The sequence below is a fragment of the Roseibium sp. genome (assembly GCF_048260565.1).
Classification (GTDB): domain Bacteria; phylum Pseudomonadota; class Alphaproteobacteria; order Rhizobiales; family Stappiaceae; genus Roseibium.
This window is the reverse complement of the sequence record NZ_JBLXGP010000001.1, coordinates 620,970-639,897: the sequence shown is the minus strand read 5'-3', so window position 1 is coordinate 639,897 and position 18,928 is coordinate 620,970. Positions and strand designations below refer to the sequence as shown.

Here is an 18,928-nt window from a genome sequence, read left to right as displayed (position 1 = left end):
TCCCCCCGCCCCGTCGCTTTACTGCGCACCGGCCCGGAAACGGACCAGCTCTTTCGGACGGACCGTCTTTTGCAGTGCAGCCTCGTCCCGCTCCAGAAGATCGGCGGCAACTCCCGCCGCAATGGCCGCCGGGTGTTTCGACCGGATGGCCGGAAGACCGACAGGACAGACCATTGCCGAAACGACGGCAGACGCAAGTCCGCGCGCCTTCAAACGTTTTTCGAACCGGGCCCGTTTTGTGGCACTGCCGATGACGCCGCAATAGGCGAAACGCTGCTGGGCAAGGCCGGCCGCCATGATGTCCTCGTCCAACGCATGAGAATGGGTCATGGCCAGAACGAAGGCGCTGTCCGGCGCCAGGGCCAGGCATCCCGCAACGGACCGGTCATCCCGGTTCAAGAGCAGCTTTCGGACATTGCCGGGAACCGCCTTCGGGAACACCTCTTCCCGGCTGTCGAGCCACGTGATGTCGAAGGGCAGCGGTGCAAGCGCCAGGATCAGCGCTTTACCCACGTGCCCCGCGCCAAAGAGATAAAGTGGCCGCCGGTATGTGCCGAAGGTTTCGAGAAGCGTGCCGTCTTCCTCCAGAAGGAACCCTGGATCCTCTGGCTGGCCGACGATCTCCCGTTCAACCGCGGCGCCAGACCGGACATGGGCACGTGTCGCGAAAGGCACTCTTTCGGCCTCGCGCTCGGCCAGTGTCCGCGCCATCGGCAATTGCGCGGGTTCAAGGGCCTCGATGGCGACATCGATGCGCCCGCCGCAGCATTGGCCGAGGTCGGGACCCAGCGATACCGTGCGAACCTCCCGCCCCCTGCGCCCGCCGGCAAGCGCCTGTCTCGCCCAGCGAAGCGCTTCGAACTCGAGCGTGCCGCCGCCGATGGTGCCGGAAAACCGGCCATCGGCCCAAACGACCATGCGCGCGCCGCTTTCCCGCGGTGTGGAGCCACGCGCGGTCGCAACGGTGACGAGCGCACAGGGCTCCCCACCTTCAAGCGAGCGGACGATGTGGCTCCAGACCGTCATTCCGCGGCCTGCCTTTCACGCATGCCGCGGACGGCCCTCATGATGGCTTCCGGCGTGGCCGGCGCGTCGAGATCCGGGACAACGCCCGGTTTCAGGCTCGCGATCGCGTCATTGATGGCGCAGAACACCGAATTTGCCAGCATGACCGGCGGTTCGCCGACCGCCTTGGAGCGGTAGATGCTGTCCTGCGGATTGCCCTTGGATTCGTACAGCTTCACCCGGAAATCTTCGGGCACGTCGGATGCCGTAGGGATCTTGTAGGTGGACGGCGCGTGGGTGCGGAGCCTTCCGGCCTCGTCCCACACCAGTTCCTCGGTTGTCAGCCAGCCCATACCTTGCACGAACCCGCCCTCGATCTGGCCGATATCGATGGCCGGATTGAGCGAATGGCCGACATCATGGAGCAGATCCACCCGGTCCACGGTCATTTCACCGGTCATGGTGTCGATGGTCACTTCGGCGCAGGCGCCGCCATAGGCGAAATAGAAGAACGGTCGTCCCGATGCGCTTTCCCGTTCCCAGGTAATCATCGGCGTCGCGTAGAACCCCGCATGAGACAACTGGATGCGCGCCATATGAGCCTGTTTGGCGACTTCGGCGAGTGTGTAGGACTTGTCTCCGACCAGGACCTTGTTGTCGCCGAAATAAATCACGTCGGCGGAACACTGATGTTGCTCGCACAGGAAGGCGATCAGCCGTTGCTTGATTTCGACAGCGGCCTTCTTTGCCGCCATGGCGTTCAGATCGGTCCCCGAAGAAGCGGCCGTCGGCGCGGTGTTCGGTACCTTGGACGTGTTGGTCGCGGTAATCACGACCTTGTCCATGGTGACACCGAATTCTTCCGCCACCACCTGGGCAACCTTCTGATAGAGCCCCTGCCCCATCTCCGTGCCTCCATGATTGAGATGCACGGAACCGTCGGTATAGAGATGGACCAGCGCGCCGGCCTGGTTCAGGTGTTTCAGCGTGAAGGAAATGCCGAATTTCACCGGCGTCAGCGCGAGACCTTTTTTCAGGATCGCGTTGTTCGCGTTGAAGGCCTTGACCTTCTCCCGTCGCGCCCAGTAGCCGGAACTTTCCTCGATTTCGGCGATCAGGTCATGCATGAGCTGATATTCTTCCACCGGCATGCCGTAAGGCGTGAGATTGTGCTCGCCGTCGTAGAAATTCAGCTTACGGACCTCCAGGGGATCCTTGCCGAGCGTGATTGCGATCGCATCGATCATGCGTTCCGCCGCAAGCATGCCCTGCGGCCCGCCGAAACCTCTGAAGGCCGTGTTGGAACAGGTGTCCGTGCGAAGCCGCCGGCTGCGGATGACCGCATCGGGATAGAAATAGCTGGAATCCGCATGGAACATGGTGCGGTCGTTGACGCCGAGCGACAGATCCGCCGAATAGCCGCAACGGGCCAGGAAATTCAGATCCACGGCGCGGATTTTTCCCTCGCCGTCATGGCCGACCTGCCATTCGACCCGGAAATCATGACGCTTGCCGGTCATGATCATGTCGTCGTCGCGGTCGAGGCGCATCTTGCAGGCCCGTCCGGTTCTGGCAGCGGCCAGAGCCGCCAAGGCAGCCCATTGGTTGGCCTGGGATTCCTTGCCGCCGAAACCGCCGCCCATGCGCCGGACTTCCGCCGTCACCGCTGCATCGGGAACGCCAAGGACCTTGGCAACCGTGTGCTGGATCTCTGTCGGATGCTGGGTGGAGGAATGGACGAACATGCCGCCGTCTTCCTGGGGGATGGCCATCGCGACCTGCCCCTCCAGATAGAAATGCTCCTGGCCGCCGATGTGCATCACGCCTGACAGGGTCTGTTCGGCGGCGGTCATGCCGGTTTCCGGCGAACCGCGGCGGAACTGATAGTCCGGCAAGACCGTGATATCGGCGGCAACCGCGTCTTCCGCGGTAATGATCGGCGTGATCGGCTCGACCTCGATCTCGGCAAGCAAGGCCGCGCGCCGCGCTGCATCCCGGGTTTCGGCAACAACCGCAAAGGCAACCTGGCCGTAAAACAGGATCTCGCTGTTTGCCAGAACCGGGTCGTCTCCGAACGCGGAGGAACAATCGTTGGTTCCCGGAATATCTTCCGCCGTCAGCACGGCGACCACACCGGGCGCCTGACGGACCTTGTCCAGACCCAGGTTGACCAGCTTGCCGCGAACGGCCTTTCGGGCCCATCCCGGCACGACATGCAGGGTTCCGACCGGTTCCACGATATCGTCGATATAGATGGCCTTGCCGGCGACATGCTTTTCGGCACTGTCATGCGGGAGCGCCTTGCGCACATGGCGCAGGCCGGTTTCAGCCAAATTCGGATCAAGCGGCGCGGTCATCGGTTGCCTCCCGTGCAGCCAGGACGCGCACCTGCGCAGGTTCCGTGCCGCTTGCCTCCATCAACGCCTTTGCCAGCAGAGCTCTTGCCGTTTCCATGCGGTATTCAGAACTCGCGCGCATGTCGGTCATAGGCGTGTAGTCGGACAGCAGCGCTTTCATCCCCGCCCCCCAGGTCGAGGGATCTTCCAGAGAGGCACCGATCAGGGCGGTTTCCGCGCCCTTCGCCCGCTTCGGCGTTCCGGCCATGCCGCCATAGGCGATCCGGGCCTCGGTGATCTTGCTGTCCATCACCGTGAAGCGGAACGCCCCCATGACGGCCGAGATGTCCTGATCGAACCGCTTGGAAATCTTGTAGCAGCGGAAGATCTGGTTGGGATCGGGTCGAGGCACGAACACGCCGGTGACGAATTCATCCTCCTTCCGGTCCTGCCGGCCATAGTCGATGAAGAAGTCTTCCAGCGGCAGTGTCCGGGATCCGTCCGCGTTCTGCAGTTCCAGCGTGGCTCCGAGCGCAATCAAGGCCGGGGGCGTGTCCCCGATCGGAGACCCGTTGGCGATATTTCCGCCAACCGTTCCCGAAACGCGAACCTGTTTGGAGCCGATGCGACGCCATAATTCGCCCAGATCCGGTGACAGGGATGCAATTGCCGTTTCGCAAGTGACGTAGCTTGCGGCCGCCCCAATCAGCAGTCCGGATGGCGTCTCCTCGACCCGGTCAAGCCCGAAGATCCGTCCGAGCCAGATGACCTTCGGCAGCTCGCGCAGTTGTTTCGTCACCCAAAGACCGACATCGGTCGCACCGGAAACAAGCGTTGCATCCGGATGCTGCCGATAGAGAGCCGCAAGCCCGTCGAGGCTCGTCGGAGATGCAAAGAAGCTTTCGCTGTCGCCAAGAAAAATGTCGCTGGAATCGGTGATCTGCCGCAGTTTTTCGCGGGTCTCGTTACCCCGCCAGGCAAAGGCGTCATCGGCGCTGTCGAAGCAGCTGTCGAGTGCCGCATCGATGATCGGCCGGTAACCGGTGCAGCGGCAGAGGTTCCCGGCGAGCCAGTCCGTCACGGCCCTGCGGCTCTTCGTTTCGCCTTCGGCATGGTAGAGCGTGAACAGGCTCATGATGAAACCCGGCGTGCAGAAGCCGCATTGTGATCCATGCAGATCGGCCATGGCCCTTTGAACCGGATGCAACCGACCGTCCTGAGCGAGGTCTTCGACCGTGACCAGTTCCGTCCCGTCGATCATGCCGAGCAGTTGAATGCAGCTGTTGACCGGCTGATAGACCAGCTTGCCCTCGACAAGCCGGCCGATGGCAACGGTGCAGGCGCCGCAATCTCCCTCGCCGCAGCCTTCTTTCGTTCCCTTCTCTCCGGCGCGGAGCCGGAGATAATCGAGCAGCGTCTCCGTCGGCTCTACATCGCTGAGCTCAATCAGCTCGCCGCCTTTCAGGAACCGGATAGTGTCGCGCATAGGCCTCAACTCCCCCGGTAGGTGGAATATCCAAAGGGCGAAAGCAGGAGCGGCACGTGATAGTGCCCGTCCTCCTCCGCGATCCCAAAGCGTATTGGAATGATATCAAGAAACAGCGGTTCGGGAAGCGCTTGGCCGGTCGCCTTCAGATAATCGCCGGCATGGAATCGCAGTTCATATGTCCCGCGCTTGAAGGCGTCCCCTTGCAGGATCGGTCCGTCGACGCGGCCATCGGCATTGGTGATGTGGGTGGAGACATGTGCCATCTCCGTCCCAAGCGACCACAATTCGATCTTCAGGCCTTGTGCCGGTGTACCGAGTGCCGTGTCCAGCACATGTGTCGTCAGACGCCCCATAGTTCCCCTCATGCCCGGGACGATGGCTTGGAATTCTTCGCCATCAAATTGTCAAAAAATGAGCTTGCCCGAAAAATGGCCAGTCCCATAGCGCTCATTTGCGTTCTTTATGTTGCCATTTTGGCAGCAATTGAAGGCAAATGATCCTTTAGTGAGATCACAGCATGGTCGAAAAACATGCCTGGCGCCAGAGCCAGGGCCCTCAACGAAGAGGTCACCACACATAAAAGATCGCCCTGAAGCGGCCTATCCGCAAGCGGACGGAACACCAGTCTGCCCAGTTCCAGATCTTCCTCCGAGCCGATCCGCGTTTGAAAGCCGATGACCTTGTCTTCCCGGGCCAGCGCCCGCATGAACCGCAGGGAGTTGGTCTCCACATAGGTCCGGGTCGAGCCGGGGATCTGCCCGCGTACCGCATCGATTCGGGTGCGAAGAGAGAGCCCCTCCGCGGGCAGGGCTACCGGATATTTCAGACAGTCCGCAAGCGTCAGGTTGCTCTTGTCAGCCAACGGATGGTCCGGCGTCATCAGGGCACCGATGGCCAATTCGTGTTGATAGGCGATTGTCAGGGCCGAGGTGCGCGGCGGATCGAAAGTGAAGCCGACATCCGCTTCTCCGGCCTCGACCAGACGGGCGGCCTCCTGGGAACTTGTCACCGTGACTCCGACATGAATGCCCGGATAGGACCGGCGGAAACTGCTTATCAGATCCGGCAGAAGAGATTCCGACACGCTTTCGACCACGGCAACCGAAACCGAGCCGCGCCGAAGGCCCTTCAGGGCATCCAGCTCGGCAACGGTGGCGTCGAAATCGGAATAGGTCCGGCGCGCATGGGCCAGCAGAATTTCGCCGGCCTGGGAAAGCCGGAGCCTGCGCCCGACACGTTCGAACAGTTGCAGCTCCAGCGCTTCTTCCAGGTAAAGAATCTGCCGGTTGACCGCGGAAGAGGCGACGTTCAGCTCTCGCGAGGCCGCCCGGATCGAACCAAGCTCGGCCACAACCGCGAAATAACGCATCGCGGGAGCATAGAGGTGCCTTGCCCGGTCCTGCCCTCTGCCCCCGCGCACGTTCATGGCGTCACGGTATGAGAACGGTGGTGCCGGTCGTCTTGCGGCCTTCCAGGTCCTTGTGGGCCTGTGCGGCATCTGCAAGTTTGTATTCCTGGTTGACCTCGATCCTGACCACGCCGGACCTCACGACGTCGAACAGATCGTTTGCGGTCATTTCCAGGTCCGTCCGGCTGGCGATATAGGTGAAAAGCGTCGGACGCGTTGCAAACAGCGATCCCTTTTGCGCCAGAAGACCCATATTGAAGTCGGTGATCGGCCCCGACGACTGGCCGAAGCTGGCCCATAGACCAAGAGGCTTCAGACAGTCGAGGGATCCGGGATAAGTGTCCTTGCCGACGCTGTCGTAGACGACGTCGCAGCCTTTGCCGCCGGTGATCTCCCTGACCCGTTCGACGAAGTCTTCCTCGCGGTAATTGATGATGTGGGTGTAGCCGTGCGCCTTGGCCAGTTCCGCTTTTTCGGCGGACCCGACCGTGCCGATCACGGTTGCTCCCAGATGGGCAGCCCATTGACCGGCGATCAGACCGACACCGCCTGCGGCGGCGTGAAACAGAAGGGTCGTGTCAGAGGTAACATTGTAGGTGCGGCGCAACAGATACTGGGCAGTCATGCCTTTCAGCATCATACCGGCCGCGGTCTTGTCATCCACACCCTCCGGAATCACCACCAGACGGTCCCCCGGAACCAGTCGTTCCTCGGCATAGGAGCCAAGTGGACCGACATAAGCGACCCTGTCGCCCGGCTTCACATGGCTGACGCCTTCGCAGACCGTCAGGACGACACCGGCGCCTTCGTTTCCGGGAATAAACGGCAAGCCGTTGGGAGCCGGATAAAGACCGCTGCGAAAATAGGTATCGATAAAGTTCAGACCGATCGCGGTATGGCGGATACGGACTTCGCCGGCCCCCGGTTCGCCGACTTCGACCTCTTCCCAGGTCAGAACGTCCGGTCCCCCGGTTTCATGCACGCGCAACGCCATTACCATTTTCCTGTCCTCCAATATCCGTTTCGGGCAAAACCGGCTTCAATTCGCAACCGGGCTATACCGCCTTGTTCTTTCGGCGCCGGTTATGGGCAAGCACATTGACCAATTCCACGCCGGCCGAGAACGCCATGGCGAAATATATGTAGCCCCGGGGAATGTGAAAACCCAGCCCGTCGGCCACAAGTGCTACTCCGATAAGGAGAAGGAAGGACAAAGCCAGCATCTTGGTCGTCGGGTGCTTCTTGATAAAGTCCGCAACCGGCCCCGAAGCCAGGTACATGATTACCATGGCGATGACCACGGCTGCGACCATGACCTCGACGTGACGGGCCATGCCGATGGCAGTGATAATGGAATCGACGGAAAACACCATGTCGATCACAACGATCTGCGCAATGACCGCGGCAAAGGAGGTACCGACAGCCCCCGTCATGCCGTCGTTCTCGGCGTCCCCCTCAATTCCCTTGTGGATCTCGTGCGTCGCCTTGAAGAGCAGAAACAGACCGCCGGCGATCAGGATTGCATCCCGCCAGGAAAACGCATGACCGCCGACATCGAAAAGCGGTGCGGTCAACCCAACCAGCCAAGTCAGGATGCTGAGCAGCATGATGCGGAAGATCAAGGCCAGGGCCAGTCCGATGCGGCGGGCCCGATTTGCGTAATGAGCAGGCAAGCGGGATACGACGACGGAGATGAAAACGATATTGTCGATACCGAGCACGATCTCCATGACCGTCAACGTCACAAGGCTTGCCCAGATCTGCGGATCCGTTACCCACCCAAGCATGGCTACTCCAGTTTTGTGATGAGATCCTGCCCTAGCAGAATCGGTCCAGAGCCTGTTGTACGGCTGAGACACCGAGCAGGTAAAGGCTGCTCAGGGTGAGAACCATCTCCCCCGTACCGGTCAGGGTCATGCCGCCGATGACCGCCATGGCGGCAAAAACGAACCAGACAGCGGTTATCAAAAGCGTCAACGGACGCCAGCGCCGGACCCGGACCGGATGGATGAACTTGACCGGAACGAAGCTCATTACACAGCAGACAAGGACGAAGCCGATGGTGAACCCTTCGGAAGGCGACAATACCATCAGTCCGAAGATCGCCATATTCCAGCCTGCGGGGAAGCCCTTGAATGCCCCGTCCAGTGTTTTCATTCCGCTGTCTGCGAAATAAAGCGCGCCGGTAAAGACGACCAGACCACCGCAGATCCAGTTCCACGGTTCGGACAGCATGCCGCTTGCAGCCAGCGCGAAGGCGGGTAAAAACACGTAAGTGGCATAATCGATCACGAAATCGAGCGACGCACCGGACCAGCGCGGCAGGCGCTCGGCGATGTTGAACCGGCGGGCAAGCGGCCCGTCGACCCCGTCGACAACCAGGGCAAGCCCAAGCCAGGCGAACATTTCCCCCCACTCGCCGCGCGACCCGGCCAGAAGCGCGATCAGCGCAATCGGAGCACCGGAAGCGGTCAGAAGATGGATCAGGAACAGCGCCGGTTCCCGGCCTTGCTTTCGCGTGGGGATATCTGTCACAGGATTTTCGTCGTTTGTTTCGGGCAAGGCTTATCGAGCCGAACCCGGCCTCCGGAACCCAGTATTTCAATTCCGTGACAGTTTGAACAGCTTTTTTAGCTTAGGGTACGGACTCAGGCACCGCTCGCCATGGCCAATGCGAGCGCCATACCCCAGGCAAGACAGAAGACGCCGATCGCCTTTGGAAACCAGAAGCTCGGGAACGTCTTCTCGATTGCCATGATGGCGCCGAGGAGCGCAATCCAGACGATATTCATGACGCCGACGGCGAACATGACCGTCATGACGGCCCAGCAGCAGCCGAGGCAGGCCATGCCCTGCACCACACCTTCACGGAGTGCGCCGAAGGCGCCGCTCTTACCGAGGAATGCCCAATACGGATACCAGCAGCGGTTCAGGCAGGCCCATTTGGCGGGCGTGAACTGATAGATGCCGGCCGCGATCAACACGCTGGCCGAAACGGCGAGGCTGAGCGGCGCCATCATCGGGGAAACGGCATTGGCAGCCGTCAGCCCCCATTGGGCGAGCGTGGCGACCAGCGCATAGGCGGCCCAGACGAGCAGATATCCGACGGCAACCAGCAATGTATTCTTCGACGCATCCCGTTCGGCAGCCATCGTGCCGTTCTTTTCGCGGATATAGGCGCGCAACATCGGCAAAGCGGACGGCAGCATCATCGCAAGGGCCATCATCAGCCACATCAGATAGACCTTCATAAGGTCGATCATGCCCCATTCGACGGCGGGCATTCCAAAGGTTGCGGCGGATGTCGGCAGGCACAGCGCTGCAATCGCGGCGCGCGCTTCTTCCGGCAGGCCGGCATACTGGTTGAACAGATTGAAGAGACCCATACCCGGACCGGCTTCCGTCATATCCATAACGGAAATCATGTCGGCGATCATGATACCGAGATAGGCCCAGCCCATGAGCACAAGCACGGTGAGGCAGGCTATTACCAGCGGCCAGCCGCGCATCAGCATGTCTTCGCTTAAACCAGCGCGGCGATTTTCTGCAGGTGAGAATCCGTTTTCTTCCACGGCCAATGTCCGCTTCGCTCCCCGTTTCATCCAGTCTCTTCGCTACAGGTTCCGCCTGACGATCACCCGACGGCGCGTGTCAGGTTTATGCCCTTTTCCGTGCGGCGCCTTGATCTGGCGCATTTGGATCTTGCCAAAGACCGGTAATTTCCGGCATGCGTCATTGGATCGCGGAAGCCGATGGCAGGCGGTCTTGATATCCTTCGAGAATAGCTCATTCTCGGGGAAAGCAGCAAATGTGAGCCAGTGCCATGACTGAAAAGCGGAACCCCAGCAAACTGTACGATGTCGCCGTTATCGGCGCCGGACCGTCCGGACTGACCGCCGCGCTCGCGTTTGCGCAAAGAGGGCTGGACACGCTCCTCCTTGCCCCTGACGTGAACCACAGCGACGGACGCACCACGGCGCTCTTACGGGAGTCCGTCGCCTTTCTCAAAACTCTCGATGTCTGGGCTAAACTCGCACCGAAGGCCGCTCCCTTACGCCGTATGCGACTGATCGACGACACCGGGCGACTGATCCGCGCGCCGGAAGTCACCTTCGACAGCGCCGAGCTGGAGCTCGACGCATACGGCTATAACCTGCTCAACATTGACCTGAACACCGTGCTGGAACAGGAGGCCGACACCCAGAAGGGCCTGACCTTCGTTCGCCAGGCCGCTGCCGGGTATGAGCTCGGCGAAGATACGGTTACGATCGAAGACGCTTCGGGCACAGCTTATCAGGCGCGACTTGCCGTTGCCGCGGACGGGCGGAACTCGCTGCTGCGCAAAACTGCCGGCATCGACGTCAAACGCTGGGGCTATCCTCAAGTTGCCCTTGTCCTGAACCTTGCCCATGACCTGCCTCACGGGGACGTATCGACGGAATTCCACACGCCGACCGGCCCGTTCACCCTGGTTCCCCTGCCCGGCCGCAATTCGTCGCTGGTCTGTGTCGAAACGGAAGAAGGTGCGGACCGCCTCTACAAGATGCAGGACGCCTATCTGGAACAGGAACTGGAACAGCGCGCCCATTCGATCCTCGGCAAATTCAGGATCGCCAGCGAACGGCAGAGATATCCGCTTTCGGGACTTGCGGCCAAGACGCTGGTCGGCCAGCGTGTCGCCCTGATCGGCGAAACCGCTCATGTCTTTCCGCCCATCGGGGCCCAGGGCTTGAACCTCAGCCTGCGTGACGTGGCTGCCCTTGTCCGTCTGATTGCAAGCGCTCATGACCGCAGGGCGGATATCGGTTCAGCGACCGTTTTGGCAACCTATGAACGGGAGCGGCGAACCGATATCTCCTCGCGCACGGTTGCGGTCGACGCCCTGAACCGTTCACTCCTGAACGGGTTCCTTCCCATCCAACTCGCCCGCAGCACCGGCCTTTATCTGGCCGACCGGATCGGGCCGTTGCGCCGGCTCCTGATGCGTGAAGGCATTGCACCGGGCACGAAGTCCCTGGCCGACAGCCTGCTGCCTCGTCGCAAGTCTGCTTAGGGCTTTCGGAATTCCGGGACAATCGGCACGACCGTTGCTTCTACTTCGCCAGTCCCGGCGGCGGCTTGGAAGTCGAACAGACCGCGCTCCTGGAAGTGGCGGTCTTTTCGTGCTTCCCCAAAGGTCTTGACCAGGCAGGCGCAGCAATCGGCCTTTATCAGGGCCTCTTCCCACTCGGCCGCATTTCTGGCTGCAAAGGCAGCGGCGATTGCGGACGCTGTGGCTTGCGGGTCCTTGCGGTCGTCGCGCAGCTCTTCCGGAATTTCAAGCAACGCGCAAAGCCCCTGCCAGAACTTCTCCTCCAGAGCTCCGACTGCGATCAACTTGCCGTCTGCCGCCGGATACAGCCGATAGCGCGGCGAACCTCCGGTCAGGAGTGCGGAACCGAACTCCGGAACAGCCTTACCGGCCGTGTGAAAAGCATGGGCGAAGAGGCCGAAGGTGAACATGGTGTCGCTCATGGCGATATCGAGCCAGGCGCCCCTGCCCGTCTTTTGACGTTGTAGCACCGCCAGGAGGATATTGATCATGGCGGGAAAGGAGCCGCCGCCGATGTCCGCGATCTGCGTCGGCGGCAGGGACGGATGTTCTGCCGATCCGCAAGCCTGGGCCAGTAGCCCGCTTAAGGCCTGATAGTTGAGATCGTGTCCCGCCATCTCCGCCTTCGGTCCGGTCTGGCCATACCCGGAGATGGAGCAATAGATGAGCCCCGGAAAACGTCCGCTCAGCGTCTTATAATCAAGGCCGAGACGTTCCATGACTCCGGGTCGGAACTGCTCGACCAGAATATCCGCGCCGGCAACAAGCGGTTCCAGTTGCGTCAGCGCGTCGGAGGCCTTGAGATCGATTTCGACGATCTCCTTGCCCCGGTTCAGTTGCGCATAGAGTACGGAAACACCGTCCACGAAGGGGGCGAAACGCCGCATATCCTCGCCGCCCGGTCGTTCAACCTTGATCACCCGCGCACCGGCCTCCGCAAGCATCAGGGTGGCAAGCGGCCCCGGCAGCAGCGTGGTGAAGTCGAGAACGGTCAGTCCATCAAGCGGTTGCGGCACATCCATCTCCTCCAAAGACGCTCCCGGCTCAAGAAGTTACGGAGTTTCAGCCAGTCTGCAAGACGCCATTGGTGATTGCCCAGATGAAACCCGTCACCGTTACCACCGAGGCCATGGTGCCGAACAGGACGAAACTGGAAGCACGCTGGACATAGACATTGTACTGCTGGGCAATGACGAAGACGTTGGTCGCCGGCGGCAGGCACGCCATGAGAACAGCGGTCGCCACCCACACGGGATCAATGCCGCCGATCCAGGTCAAAAGCAGATAGACCAGCACGGGATGAACGATGAGTTTGACCACCAGAACGGCCGGCAGTTCGATCGGCACCCGGCCGGCAGGACGAAGAGCGATACTGACGCCCATTGCGAACAGCGCGCAGGGGGCGGCCGCATTGCTCAGGTAGCGCAACATCGTGTCGATCGCCGCCGGCGGCTTGAAACCGACCGCAGCCGCGCCCACGCCGAGAATGGTCGCTACGATGAAGGGATGGGTAAACACCCGCCAGACGATCATCTGAATCGTCTTGCTGATGGGCTGCTTGTCGGTTCCGCCAACGGCCATCATCAACGGTGCGAGAATGAACAGAAGCGTGTTGTCGAAACACAGGATCAGGGCCGTCGGCACGGTCGCTCCTGCACCCAGCACGGCGAGCGTCAGGCCGGGGCCCATATAGCCGATATTGGAATAGGCGCCGGCAATCCCCAGAACGGTGGATTCGGGGATGCTTCCGTTTGTCGCAAGAACACCGATGCAAAAGGAAATCGCGAATACCGTATAGGTCGTGAACGTGGTGGCGGCCACGAAGGTCGGGTCCGTCAGCTGTTCGATCGGCGTTTCCGACAGAAGGCGAAAAAAAAGCGCCGGGAGCGCGATATAGATGATGAAAAAATTCATCCAAGCCAGACCGGCCTCAGGCAGGTCGCGGATCCTGGCGGCGATCACACCCAGAAAAATAAGCCCGAAAAAGGGAAAAGCGAGCGAGATGATGTCTTGCATGGATTGGTCCGAACGGGATCCTGCGTATCGAAGAGGCTGGCCCAAATGCCAGCCGATGACGCCGTTGCGCTTGCATCCTCGAAACACCTTGGCTAATCACGCCTAGCCTGTTCACCGCAACGGGTCAATCGCCAGATTGACTGTCCGCGAGTCCTGCCACTCTTGTACACATGGTCTCCAGAGAGCCTGCGCTCAAACGGATATCCCAGGATTACGATCGAAACCACAGATGAGCCGCTCATCCCTCCTTCAAGATCTCCAATACTGGATCGAGGCCGCCTTCCTGCGGACGGCGATATTCCTGTTCCGGCTTATTCCGGTGGATATGGCCTCGGCCGCCATGGGTTTTTTCTGGCGGATGCTCGCGCCGTTCAACAGCCGCCACAAGCGCGCACTGAGGCATCTGGCGCTGGCGTTGCCGGAAACGAGCGAGGAGCAGCGGCAAGCCATCGTCAAGGGCATGTGGGACAATCTCGGCCGCGTCGCGGCGGAAACGTTCCATATCGCCGACCTGATGGTCCAAAACGACCGTTATGAAGTCTTTCCCGACGAACGGACCCAAAAAATCCTCGACGAAAACACGGCCTGCGTCTGGGTCTCGCTGCATTCGGGAAACTGGGAACTTTGCGTCCAGCCACCTGTGCGACGCGGACATAACGTGACCGGGGTCTATCAGGCTCTCAAGAACCCGATTACCGACGAAATACTGCGTGACATGCGTAAGGCACTTTATCGAGGGGGCCTCTATTCGAAAGGACATCAGACCGCCCGAAAGCTGATCAGCACCCTGCGCCAGGGCGGCAGTGTCGGCATCATGGCCGATCTCCGGGAGACACGCGGGATCAAGGTGCCGTTCTTCGGCCTGCCGGCCTACGCCACGCCGATTCCCGCTTCGCTTGCCCGCACCTGCGGCGTTCCGATCATCGCCGGACGAGTGGTGCGGACGAAAGGCGTTCATTTCCGCATTGAGGGCCGCTACATCGAGGTTCCCCAGACAGACGATCGCAAGGCGGATATCGAAGCCGCGACGATCGAGATACACAAGATTTTCGAGGAATGGATCCGCGAGAACCCGGAACAATGGATGTGGATCCATCGCAAATGGGCCCTTGCCTGAATAATCGGCCTGAAGAAAGGCTTCCGGTCCGCCTTTCGGCGTATGGTTGCGGCGCAGCAATCGGGTTATATGTCGCCAAACTCTGGAGGATCAATCATGAAAACGCCCCGCTCCTTTTACCAGCCGCTTGCTATCGGCGCGCCCGCACCGTTCCGCGAATTGCCGGTTTTCCTGGAGCGGATGATTCATTTCGTTCCCCCGCATGTCGAAAAGATGCGGGCCAAGGTGCCGGATCTGATTTCCAAGGTCGACGTCGTCCTCGGCAACCTGGAGGACGCCATTCCGGCCAATGCCAAGGAAGACGCCCGCAAGGGCTTCATCCAGATGGCGAGTGAGAACGACTTCGGCCAGACCGGCTTGTGGACCCGGGTCAACTGCCTCAACAGCCCGTGGTTCCTGGATGATATCCTGGAGATCGTTCCCGCAGTCGGCCACAAGCTCGACGTGATCATGTTGCCCAAGGTCGAAGGTCCCTGGGACATCCACTATCTCGATCAGTTGCTGGCACAGCTTGAAGCGAAGGCCGGCCTCGGCCGCCCGATCATGATCCATGCCATTCTGGAAACAGCCGAAGGGGTCAAGAACGTCGAGGATATCGCTGCGGCGAGCCCGCGCATGCACGGCATGAGCCTCGGCCCGGCGGACCTGGCAGCCTCTCGCGGCATGAAGACCACCCGCGTCGGCGGCGGCCATCCCGACTACGCCGTCCTGAGCGATGCCGCTGAAGGCGCGAACCGAACCGCCTTCCAGCAGGATCTCTGGCACTATACCGTCGCCAAGATGGTGGATGCGTGCCTATCCTACGGACTTAAGCCTTTTTACGGTCCGTTCGGCGACTTTTCCGACCCGGAAGCCTGCGAGAGCCAGTTCCGCAATGCCTTCCTCATGGGATGTCTCGGCGCCTGGTCGCTGCATCCCAGCCAGATCGACCTTGCCAAGAAGGTTTTCAGCCCGGACCCGGACGAAGTGGCCTTTGCGAAGAAGATCCTGGACGCCATGCCCGACGGGACCGGCGCTGTCATGATCGATGGCAAGATGCAGGACGACGCGACCTGGAAACAGGCCAAGGTGATCGTCGATCTCGCTCGTCTGGTGTCGACCAAGGACCCGGATCTCGCAAAAGTTTACGCTCTCTAGAGGAAGGGGTACTATACTACATCGCCAATGCGACCGCGCGATAACGCTTGCAAGCCCGTCTTCAGCGCGTTATCCCGGCAAAAAGGCCGATTGGTCAGGTAGTTTAGGATGCGTACGGCAAAATTCAGAATTGGTCAGGTCGTGCGACACCGGATTTATCCCTTCCGGGGCGTCATTTTCGATGTCGATCCGACCTTCAACAATACAGAGGAATGGTGGAACGCCATCCCGGAAGATGTGCGTCCGGTTCGGGATCAGCCATTCTATCACCTTCTTGCCGAAAACGAGGAAACGGAATACGTCGCCTACGTCAGCGAACAGAATCTTGTCCCCGACATGACCGGAGAACCGGTCCGTCATCCGCAGGTCGACGAGATTTTCGAGGAAATGGGCGATGGATCCTATGTGCCGCGGACGGTCGAGATCCATTAAGGGCAAATTTGAGGGTCGTAGCAGCCGTCGAATATGATGCCCGCTCAAAATGAAAAACGCCGCATCCTGGAAAGATGCGGCGTTTTTATTTTCGAAACAAGAACAGGTGCTTACTGGGCAGCGTTCTTCTGAGCATCGATCAGTTTCTGGCGCGCTTCTTCGGCACGGCGCTTCAACTCATCCTGCAATTCGCTCTGCTTCTTCTGAAGCTCGGCCACATCCATAGCCTCACCCTCATAGACCTTGGTGAAGCCGATCAGGGTGATTTCCAGCGGAATAGCCTTGGCCTGCTGATTGAACGTGGTCAGGGTGATCTTGGTGCCCTGCTTCATGGACGAAATGAACCCGTCGTCGACGACGAGTTCGGCAACACAGGTGGTCGGCACGCAGATGGAGTACTTGGCCTGAACCAGCTTGCCGCTGTCGATCTGCACACCCAGACCCGGCTGGATCAGCCGCCCGGTCGGAACGGCGATGATCAGAAGCTTGCGCGCTTCGCCATCGATCTCCTTGACGCCGAAGCTGCTCAGGAACTGGCCGGTATTGGTGCGCAGTTCAAGGCTTGTGAAGCAGACCTGCTTGTTCACTTTCGGATCAACATTACAGATCTTGACCCAGGGGGAATCGCTTTTTTCCGCAGTTTGGGCCGACACACTGACCGCCGAAGAGGGAAGTGCCAGCGCGGCGAAGGCGCAGCCGGCCACAACCCTTTTCAAAATCTTTTTCATTGGAAACATCCTCAACCTTCCGTGCTCGGATCTTTGCGCTTTCTTGCTCCATTCGGGCGGCAACTTCAAGTACCGGAACCCCAGACAACGCTTTGAGACACCCTATAGGGGCGATTACGGCAATAGGGTGACCGATATGCAACGGAATCCGATTTTACCAGAACTACTGGATATCATGCATTCGAAGCCGGTCCGACGCGCGCCGAAATCATGCTTGTGTTAGGATTTGAGGGAGAATCAAACCACGGTTAAGTGATGATCACTGGCTTCTTCCGCGGGTTTGCAACGGCCCTGGGCCGTGCGGTCGCTGTTTTGAACGGATACCGGCCGGCATTGGCCGCCGGAATGGTTTTGCTTGCGCCGCTTTCAACGGCCCAGGCGGATGAGGATAATGTTCCCTGGGCGCATGCCATCGCCATGCATGGCGAACCGGCCCTGGGGCCTGACTTCAAATCCCTGCCTTATGCCAATCCCGACGCGCCCGAGGGCGGCGTGCTGACGCTCGGCGTACAGGGAACGTTCGACAGCCTGAATTCGTTTATTGTCCAGGGTGGCTGGACCAGCGCGCGCGGCATGAAGGAACGAACGTTCGGTTCCAATATCTTCGAAAGTCTGCTTGCCCGCTCCTACGCGGAACCTTTCACGCTCTATGCTCATCTGGCAGAGCGGGTGCGCATGCCGGAAAGCCGGAAATGGATCGAATTCGAGCTCAACCCCCTAGCAAGATTTTCCGACGGATCCCCGGTGACGGTAGACGATGTAATCTTTTCCCTCGACCTCATCCGCGACAAGGGGCGGCCGCCCTACAGCAGCTGGTACGGCGAGATCGTCGACAAGGAGATTACAGGAGAGCGCTCTCTCAAGATCACTTTCGGCGATGGGGACAATCGCGAACTGCCCCTTCTGATCGCCATGGCTCCGATCTTTTCCAAGACCCACACGAATGCGGAAACGTTCGACAAATCGACGCTGACCCCGATCATGGGAACGGGTCCCTATGTCTTTTCGAAGATCGAACCCGGACGGCGCGTGATCTATCGCAAAAACCCAGACTACTGGGCGAAGGACCTGCCAATCAAGGCCGGCTTCGATAATTTCGACGAGATACGCATCGAATACTACCGGGACGAGACAACCTTGCAGGAAGCTTTCCGCAAGGGCCTGATCGATGCACTCCAGTTCGGCGACCCCGTGCGCTGGGAAACGGGATTCGACTTTCCGGCCGCCAAGGAAGGAAAGGTGATCAAAACGATCATCCCCCGGGAAACGCCCGCAAACATGCGCGGAATTGCCTTCAACACCCGCCGCGCGGTGTTCGCGGACAGGAGCGTCCGCGAGGCGCTCTCGATGCTGTTCGATTTCGAATGGGTGAACCGGAACATCTATTTCGGCCTTTACAAGAGAACAACCGGATACTGGGACAACTCCGTTTTGTCCTCCGTAGGACGGCCTGCCGGCGACAAGGAAAGGGCACTGCTTGCCCCCTTCCCCAACGCGGTCACTCCGGAGGTCATGGAAGGCACCTGGCGGCCGCCGGTAACCGACGGTTCAGGCCGGGACCGGAAAGTCCTGCGCGCTGCGTTGGGTATCCTCAAAAACGCCGGCTACACCCTGAAAGACGGCCAACTCGCCAATGAAAGCACGAACGCCCCGCTGGCTTTCGAAATTCTGACCAAGAACGAGGATGAGGAAAAGCTGGCATTGGCCTATGCCAGAACGCTGAAACTGATCGGCGTCGAAGTACAGGTACGGACGGTCGATCCGTCCCAGTTCGAAGACCGGCGGATCCGTCGGGACTTCGATATGGTCTTCAATACCTGGTATTCTTCCCTTTCCCCTGGAGCCGAACAATACGGCCGCTGGTCTTCCGCCGCCGCGAATGCGGAAGGGTCGTTCAACATAGTCGGTGCGCATAGCCCGGCGATCGATGCCATGATCGACGCCATTGTTGGCGCCCGCACGGAGGAAGATTTCACCGCCGCCGTCAGGGCCTTTGATCGAATCCTGATTTCCGGAGCCTACGCAGTTCCCCTTTTCCACGTATCGGACGATTGGGTCGGTCGCTGGAACCGCGTCGTTCCGCCGAAAGTGAATTCGCTTTACGGCGTGGAGTTCGACACCTGGTGGTCCGCGGACGCGGCGGTAAACTGATCGGAGCAAAGAACCAA

The 18,928-nt window shown here is 60.2% G+C and carries 17 protein-coding genes; 5 read left to right on the top strand and 12 right to left on the bottom strand.

Translation table 11 applies throughout. From position 1 onward, the window contains the following. Positions 1–18 precede the first annotated feature (18 nt). The 9 genes from xdhC to ACN0SO_RS02755 form a co-directional block, all read right to left on the bottom strand. Positions 19–1,026 carry a xanthine dehydrogenase accessory protein XdhC gene (gene xdhC / locus ACN0SO_RS02795; protein WP_417674286.1) on the bottom strand — a complete coding sequence of 336 codons (1,008 nt, stop codon included), beginning with the start codon at positions 1,024–1,026 and terminating at the stop codon, positions 19–21. Further along, positions 1,023–3,362, bottom strand: coding sequence for a xanthine dehydrogenase molybdopterin binding subunit (xdhB, locus tag ACN0SO_RS02790; protein ID WP_417674284.1), 2,340 nt, complete (start codon positions 3,360–3,362; stop codon positions 1,023–1,025). The genes xdhC and xdhB overlap by 4 nt, the downstream gene beginning before the upstream one ends. Then, complete coding sequence (xdhA, locus tag ACN0SO_RS02785) at positions 3,346–4,827, bottom strand: xanthine dehydrogenase small subunit (RefSeq protein ID WP_417674282.1); 1,482 nt, start codon at positions 4,825–4,827, stop codon at positions 3,346–3,348. Before xdhA ends, xdhB begins: the two co-directional genes overlap by 17 nt. A gap of 5 nt (positions 4,828–4,832) precedes the next feature. Beyond that, positions 4,833–5,183: a hydroxyisourate hydrolase gene (uraH, locus tag ACN0SO_RS02780; protein WP_417674280.1), complete on the bottom strand. Its 351-nt coding sequence runs from the start codon at positions 5,181–5,183 to the stop codon at positions 4,833–4,835. Between the two features lie 107 nt (positions 5,184–5,290). Beyond that, positions 5,291–6,256, bottom strand: a complete 966-nt coding sequence (locus ACN0SO_RS02775; protein WP_417674278.1) for a LysR family transcriptional regulator — start codon at positions 6,254–6,256, stop codon at positions 5,291–5,293. A 4-nt stretch (positions 6,257–6,260) separates the two neighbouring features. Next, positions 6,261–7,238, bottom strand: a complete 978-nt coding sequence (locus ACN0SO_RS02770) for a quinone oxidoreductase family protein (RefSeq protein WP_417674276.1) — start codon at positions 7,236–7,238, stop codon at positions 6,261–6,263. Positions 7,239–7,293: 55 nt separating this feature from the next. Beyond that, a complete protein-coding gene (locus tag ACN0SO_RS02765) occupies positions 7,294–8,025 on the bottom strand; it encodes a TerC family protein (RefSeq protein ID WP_417674274.1) in 732 nt (243 codons plus the stop codon). Between the two features lie 31 nt (positions 8,026–8,056). Then, positions 8,057–8,773 carry a CDP-alcohol phosphatidyltransferase family protein gene (locus ACN0SO_RS02760; protein ID WP_417674272.1) on the bottom strand — a complete coding sequence of 239 codons (717 nt, stop codon included), beginning with the start codon at positions 8,771–8,773 and terminating at the stop codon, positions 8,057–8,059. 113 nt (positions 8,774–8,886) lie between these two features. Next, complete coding sequence (locus ACN0SO_RS02755; protein ID WP_417674270.1) at positions 8,887–9,840, bottom strand: DUF2182 domain-containing protein; 954 nt, start codon at positions 9,838–9,840, stop codon at positions 8,887–8,889. Between the two features lie 221 nt (positions 9,841–10,061). Here ACN0SO_RS02755 and ACN0SO_RS02750 point away from each other — a divergent pair, with 221 nt between their 5' ends. After that, complete coding sequence (locus tag ACN0SO_RS02750; protein ID WP_417674268.1) at positions 10,062–11,291, top strand: UbiH/UbiF family hydroxylase; 1,230 nt, start codon at positions 10,062–10,064, stop codon at positions 11,289–11,291. On the opposite strand, the gene ACN0SO_RS02745 is transcribed toward ACN0SO_RS02750, so the two are convergent. Together ACN0SO_RS02745 and ACN0SO_RS02740 are read right to left on the bottom strand one after the other, a co-directional pair. After that, complete coding sequence (locus ACN0SO_RS02745) at positions 11,288–12,346, bottom strand: CaiB/BaiF CoA transferase family protein (RefSeq protein ID WP_417674266.1); 1,059 nt, start codon at positions 12,344–12,346, stop codon at positions 11,288–11,290. The genes ACN0SO_RS02750 and ACN0SO_RS02745 overlap by 4 nt on opposite strands. Positions 12,347–12,392: 46 nt before the next feature. Beyond that, complete coding sequence (locus ACN0SO_RS02740) at positions 12,393–13,346, bottom strand: AEC family transporter (protein WP_417674264.1); 954 nt, start codon at positions 13,344–13,346, stop codon at positions 12,393–12,395. Between the two features lie 229 nt (positions 13,347–13,575). On the opposite strand from ACN0SO_RS02740, the gene ACN0SO_RS02735 reads away from it, so the two are divergent. The 3 genes from ACN0SO_RS02735 to hspQ all read left to right on the top strand — a co-directional run bounded on the left by ACN0SO_RS02735 (position 13,576) and on the right by hspQ (position 16,032). Beyond that, the gene (locus ACN0SO_RS02735; RefSeq protein ID WP_417674262.1) at positions 13,576–14,463 is read left to right on the top strand and encodes a lysophospholipid acyltransferase family protein; all 888 of its coding nucleotides are present in this window, start codon (positions 13,576–13,578) and stop codon (positions 14,461–14,463) included. Positions 14,464–14,559: 96 nt separating this feature from the next. Next, on the top strand, positions 14,560–15,600 hold the full coding sequence (locus ACN0SO_RS02730) for an HpcH/HpaI aldolase/citrate lyase family protein (RefSeq protein WP_417674260.1): 1,041 nt from the start codon (positions 14,560–14,562) through the stop codon (positions 15,598–15,600). Positions 15,601–15,708: 108 nt separating this feature from the next. After that, the gene (gene hspQ, locus ACN0SO_RS02725; protein WP_417674258.1) at positions 15,709–16,032 is read left to right on the top strand and encodes a heat shock protein HspQ; all 324 of its coding nucleotides are present in this window, start codon (positions 15,709–15,711) and stop codon (positions 16,030–16,032) included. A 110-nt stretch (positions 16,033–16,142) separates the two neighbouring features. Here the strand turns inward: hspQ and ACN0SO_RS02720 are convergent, their stop codons facing one another. Then, positions 16,143–16,760, bottom strand: a complete 618-nt coding sequence (locus ACN0SO_RS02720) for an invasion associated locus B family protein (RefSeq protein WP_417674256.1) — start codon at positions 16,758–16,760, stop codon at positions 16,143–16,145. A 345-nt stretch (positions 16,761–17,105) separates the two neighbouring features. Between ACN0SO_RS02720 and ACN0SO_RS02715 the strand changes: the two genes are divergently transcribed. Continuing rightward, positions 17,106–18,911 (top strand): extracellular solute-binding protein, encoded by a 1,806-nt coding sequence (locus ACN0SO_RS02715; RefSeq protein ID WP_417675031.1) that lies wholly within the window; start codon positions 17,106–17,108, stop codon positions 18,909–18,911. Positions 18,912–18,928 lie beyond the last annotated feature (17 nt).